The sequence below is a fragment of the Deinococcus rhizophilus genome (genome assembly GCF_030271215.1).
GTDB classification, from domain to species: domain Bacteria; phylum Deinococcota; class Deinococci; order Deinococcales; family Deinococcaceae; genus Deinococcus; species Deinococcus rhizophilus.
This window is the reverse complement of the sequence record NZ_JASNGB010000209.1, coordinates 1-4,717: the sequence shown is the minus strand read 5'-3', so window position 1 is coordinate 4,717 and position 4,717 is coordinate 1. Positions and strand designations below refer to the sequence as shown.

General features: G+C 71.6%; 4 protein-coding genes. 1 reads left to right on the top strand and 3 read right to left on the bottom strand.

The features are described from left to right. The coding region (locus tag QOL99_RS15155; RefSeq protein WP_285525049.1) for an EamA family transporter at positions 1-394 on the top strand (394 nt) is incomplete at its 5' end. Between the two features lie 57 nt (positions 395-451). On the opposite strand, the gene pckA is transcribed toward QOL99_RS15155, so the two are convergent. The 3 genes from pckA to QOL99_RS15135 form a co-directional block, all read right to left on the bottom strand. Beyond that, on the bottom strand, positions 452-2,035 hold the full coding sequence (gene pckA, locus QOL99_RS15150) for a phosphoenolpyruvate carboxykinase (ATP) (protein WP_285525048.1): 1,584 nt from the start codon (positions 2,033-2,035) through the stop codon (positions 452-454). Between the two features lie 238 nt (positions 2,036-2,273). After that, positions 2,274-2,471 (bottom strand): protease complex subunit PrcB family protein, encoded by a 198-nt coding sequence (locus QOL99_RS15145; RefSeq protein WP_285525047.1) that lies wholly within the window; start codon positions 2,469-2,471, stop codon positions 2,274-2,276. 1,096 nt (positions 2,472-3,567) lie between these two features. Beyond that, positions 3,568-4,717, bottom strand: a 1,150-nt coding sequence (locus QOL99_RS15135; RefSeq protein WP_285525045.1) for a DNA repair protein RecN, incomplete at its 5' end; no start/stop codon positions are given.

Genomic DNA, 4,717 nt, shown 5'->3' with positions numbered 1-4,717 from the left:
GGCGGGGGGCGCGGTGGGGCGGCGGGTGCCCGGCGTGACCGGGGTGGTCGCGGGGATGACGGTGGCCGCCGCGGTGACCCTGCCCTTCGGCATCGTGCAGGCGGGGACGGGCCTGCTCGCGCCGGGCGCCCTGATCGCGGGACTGGCGGTCGCGGTCCTCTCCAGCGCCCTGCCCTACAGCCTGGAGATGGCGGCCCTGCGCGCCCTCCCCGCCCGCGTCTTCGGCGTCCTGATGAGCATGGAACCCGCCATCGCGGCGTTGAGCGGCCTGCTCTTCCTGGGGGAGCGCCTGACGCTGGGGCAGTGGCTGGCGATGGGCTGCGTGATCGCGGCCAGTGTGGGGATCACCCTGAGCGGGGCGGGGAAGGTGGAGGTGCCTGAACCCGTGAACTGAAGGCGCCGCCAAGAAAAAGCCCCGGCCTCGGCCGGGGCTTTGTTCATAGGAGACTGCTTACCCGTGGTCCGGCATGCTCGCCGTCACCGCCGGGTCCACCCCGTCCTCGAACCGCTTGAAGTTCTCGCGGAACATCCCGGCCAGCTTGCGGGCGGTGCGGTCGTAGGCCTCCTGATCGGTCCAGGCGCGGCGGGGGTTGAGCACCTCGGCGGGCACGCCGGGCACCTCGCTGGGAATCTCCAGGTTGAAGAACGGCTCGCGCTCGAAGGCCACGCTGTCCAGTTCGCCGTTCAGCGCTGCACCTAACAGGGCGCGGGTGTGCCGGATGCTCATGCGCTGGCCCACCCCGTACTGCCCGCCGCTCCAGCCGGTGTTCACCAGCCACACCCGCACGCCGTGCTCCTGCACCTTCTGGGCCAGCAACCTGGCGTACTCGCCGGGGTGACGGGGCATGAAGGGCGCTCCGAAGCAGGTCGAGAAGGTGGGCTGGGGTTCGGTGACGCCCTGCTCGGTGCCGGGAATCTTGGCGGTGAAGCCGCTGATGAACTGGTACATCGTCTGCTCGGGGCTCAGGCGGCTGATGGGGGGCAGCACCCCGTAGGCGTCGGCGGTCAGGAACACCACGTTGCGCGGATGCCCGGCCATGCCCTCTTCCACGATGTTGCCGATCTGGGTGATGGGGTAGGCCGAACGGGTGTTCTCGGTCAGCGAGCCGTCGTCGAGGTTCGGGGTGCCGTCCTCATCCAGCACCACGTTCTCCAGCACCGTGCCGTAGGTCCGGGTGGTCCGGTAGATGGCGGGCTCGGCCTCCGCGTTCAGGTTGATGACCTTCGCGTAGCAGCCCCCCTCGAAGTTGAAGATGCCCCGGTCACTCCAGCCGTGCTCGTCGTCGCCGATCAGCTTGCGGCTGGGGTCGGCCGAGAGGGTGGTCTTGCCCGTGCCGCTCAGCCCGAAGAAGAGGGCCACGTCGCCCGCCTCTCCCACGTTGGCCGAGCAGTGCATCGGCATCACGCCCTGAGCGGGCAGCAGGAAGTTCATCACGCCGAAGATGCCCTTCTTGTTCTCGCCCGCGTACTGGGTGCCGCCCACCAGAATCATCTGCCGGGTGAAATTCACGAGGATGAAGGTGTCGCTGCGCACGCCGTCCACGGCCGGGTCCGCCTTGAAGGACGGCAGGTTCAGGATGGTCCACTGGGGGGCAAACCCCTCGCGCTCCTGCGCGGTGGGGCACACGAACATGTTCTGCACGAACAGCGAGTGGTAGGCCATCTCGGTGACGGCCCGCACCCCGAGGCGGTACTCGGGGTCGGTTCCGGCGTACACGTCCTGCACGAACAGCTCGCGGCCCTCGGCGTAGGCGGTCATCTTCTCCAGCAGCCGGTCGAAGACCTCGGGCGTGGTCGGCACGTTGAAGCCGCCCCACCACACGGCGTCCCGCGTGAGGTCGTCTTCGACGATAAAGCGGTCTTTCGGGCTGCGGCCGGTCTTGTTGGTGCGGACAGTCAGCGGGCCGGTGGCGGCCTGCACCCCCTCGCCGAGGCGGATGGCGGCGGCGTACAGCTCGTCCACGCCGGGATTGTGGTGCACGGTAGCATTGCGGATGCCGAGGGCTTGCAGCAGGGGGGGCTGGGTCAGGCTCATGGGGTCCTCCGGGACTTCGAATGGCAGGAATGTGACGTTGTAACAGGCTCATCCTGCCGCATGAAGCGGTTCCACACCAAACCGGCCCCTGTTACATTCCCGGAAACAGCAGCCTTTCTCGCCTTCAGTCCAGCCAAGGGGGACGGCAGGAGGGAGAGGTGCAGCAACCCCACCCGTCAGAGCGGATGGGGCTGGAGGAAGTTCGGAGTGCGGAAAGTTCAGCGTAGGGCGGGGAGGGTCAGCGCGTCTGGCCGCCCGCGCCGCCCAGCTGAACGGGTCGCCCGGAGCCGTCCACGAGTTGCACGCTCTGGAACACGCCCGGCACCCGCACCAGCGTCCACGGGCTGGTGAGCGCCTGCGTCGTAATCGCGCCTGCGCCCGGAGCACGAATCTCAACGGTCAGGGTGAGGGCGCCGCCCTGCACGCTGGCCCCCATCACCCGGATGCCGTAGCCCCCGGTGGGCCGCTGGCCCAGAAACACCCCAACGACCGTCTCCCCGGCCCGCAGCGCTGGAACGCCCGGAGCGCCGGTCTGGTTGCCGTAGGCGACCCGGTAGAGGGCATTCAGGGCGCTCTGGGAGGTGGCGAGCTGCACGGCGGGACTGGTCTGGGCCGCGTTGGTGCCGCTGGCGAGTTCGGTGACGCCCACGCGGCCCCCGGCGGTGGGGGGCGGCGCCGGGGTGCCGGGCTGGGCGGCCAGGGTCGGCACGCCCGACTGGACATACAGCGCCGTGCGGCGGTACTCGGACGGGGCGGGTTCCACCGTCAGNGGCGAGTTCGGTGACGCCCACGCGGCCCCCGGCGGTGGGGGGCGGCGCCGGGGTGCCGGGCTGGGCGGCCAGGGTCGGCACGCCCGACTGGACATACAGCGCCGTGCGGCGGTACTCGGACGGGGCGGGTTCCACCGTCAGGCGGGCGTCGGGCAGGCCCGTCTCCGGCAGCACCGTCACCGCGAGCGGTCCCTGCCCGGTCAGCGCCCGCGAGAGCACGTCGGCCTCGGCGTCGGTGAGCTCGCCCGCGCCGCGCAGTCCGTTCACGGGCAGGGCGGTGAGGTTGGCCCCGGAAGCCCCATTCAGCCGCGACCAGCTGCGCCCGTCGGTGAAGTACACCGTGCCCCGCGCCTCGTTGACGGGGACCGAGAAGCGCCCCAGCGTGTCGCGCGTCAGGACCAGCTTGGGCGTCACCGTGGAGGTCGGCAGCCGGTAGGTCGCCGTCCCATTCACGCTGAGGGTGCCCGGCAGCGCGAGGGGGTCGCTGATCTGGGGGCGCAGGTCCAGCGCCGTGCCGTTCACCTTGACACTGCCCCGGCCGCCCTCCAGCGCCCCGTACACCCACACGATCCGCTCCTGGGTGCCGCCGTAGAGCGAGACCTCATGCACCCGCAGCGAGCCGGGGCCGGTCGCCGTGCAGCCCGCCAGCAGGCCCGCTCCCAGCAGCGCGGTGCCCATCATTGTCTTCTTCATGACGTCCAGCTTAGGGGCCGCGTCTGACCGAGGACTGAAGGTCACCTTGACCAAGTCCCCACCCGCCCGTCAGCCGTGCGAGAGCAGTTCGCGGGCGTGCGAGAGCGCGACTTCCGAGGTGTTGCCGCCCAGCATCCGGGCGATCTCCTCCAGCCGCTCGGGTTCCGAGAGCAGGCGGACGTGGCTGACGGTGCGCCCGCCCTCCACCCGCTTTTCCACCTTGTAGTGGTGGTCGGCGCGGGCCGCGATCTGCGCGAGGTGGGTCACCACCAGCACCTGCCGCCCCTCCGCCAGCCCGGCGAGCTGCCCCGCCACCGCCAGCGCCGCCGCCCCGCCGATTCCGGCGTCCACCTCGTCGAAGACCACCGTGGGCGTGTCGGCCCCCAGCACGGTCGAGATCGCGAGCATCACCCGCGACAGCTCGCCGCCCGAGGCCACGTCCGCCAGCGGCCCGGGGTCCTCGCCGGGGTTGGCCGTGAAGTACAGGGCCACGTCGCTCAGCCCCGACGGACCGGGAGCGGTCAGCGGTGAGAGCCGGAACTCCAACCGGGCGTGCGGCATGCCCAGTTCGCGGATCACCGCGACCAGCCGGGCGGCGAGTGGCCCCGCCACCCTCCCCCGCGCCCGGTCCAGCGCCTCGCCCTCCCGGACCGCCTGCGCGTGCAGCCGCTCCACCTCCGCCTCCAGGCTGCCCGCGTCCTGCTCGTCGCGCGTCAGGCGATTCAGGTCCGTTTCCGCCTCGGCGTGAAAGGCCAGCACGTCCTCCAACGTGGGGCCGTACTTGGCCCGCAGTTTGCCCAGCGCCGAGAGGCGGCCCTCCACCCGCGCGAGTTCCTCCGGGTCGGGGGCGCTGTCCTCGGCCACCCCGCGCAGCTCGCCCACGACGGCCTGCACCGCGTCCAGGGCCTCGCGCAGGTCACGCTGAAGTTGCCCACTCGTCTCGTCGTACTTCGCGCCCGCGTTCAATGCCTTGACCGCCTCGGCGATCAGCCCGGCGGCGGTCGTCTCGCCCTCCGAGAGCAGTTCCAGCGCCCCCGCCGCCCCCTGCGCGATGGTCTCCAGGTTCGACAGCCGCGAGAGTTCGGCCGTCAGCGGTTCCTCCTCACCGGGCTGGGGCGAGACCTCCGCGATCTCGCGCACCTGAAAGGCCAGCAGGTCGAGCTGCCGCGCCCGCTCGCGCTCGCCGGCCCGCAGGGCGTCGAGCCGGGCGCGGGCGTCG